The sequence below is a fragment of the Phormidium sp. CCY1219 genome (assembly GCF_055795085.1).
Map to the genome: position 1 here is coordinate 1 of NZ_JAYFEQ010000940.1, position 392 is coordinate 392.

1 protein-coding gene is annotated in these 392 nt (G+C 40.8%); it reads left to right on the forward strand.

Annotation, left to right across the window (positions count from 1 at the left end; all coding sequences use genetic code 11):
• Positions 1-392, forward strand: a 392-nt coding sequence (locus AC0QH1_RS30730; RefSeq protein ID WP_324635252.1) for a tetratricopeptide repeat protein, incomplete at both ends; no start/stop codon positions are given.

Sequence of the window (392 nt, forward strand, 5' to 3'; positions counted from 1 at the left end):
GACTTAGCAATGTTTCAGTTTAATATCCAGCAATATCAGGAGGCATTATCTGGCTTTGAATCTGCTTTGCAGATAGCAGAAACCTTGGATGAGGATACTGGAAAAATTTATAAAATTGCCAATTCTCAGTATATGTTGGGGCGATGCTACGGGAGTTTAAAGCAGCCAGAAGTAGCAATTTCTTGGTATGAGAAAGCCGTTGAGTTGTATGTGGAAATTAAGGATACGAAATGGGCTTTATCGGGATTGGAATATCTGATTAATTTGTATCGGGAGTTCAAACAGGATGAACAGGTTATTGCCTCTTACCAGCGGCGGTTAGAGATTTTTCGGGAATTGGGCGATCGCATTGCGGAATACAGCTCGCTTTACGACTTAGCAATGTTTCAGTT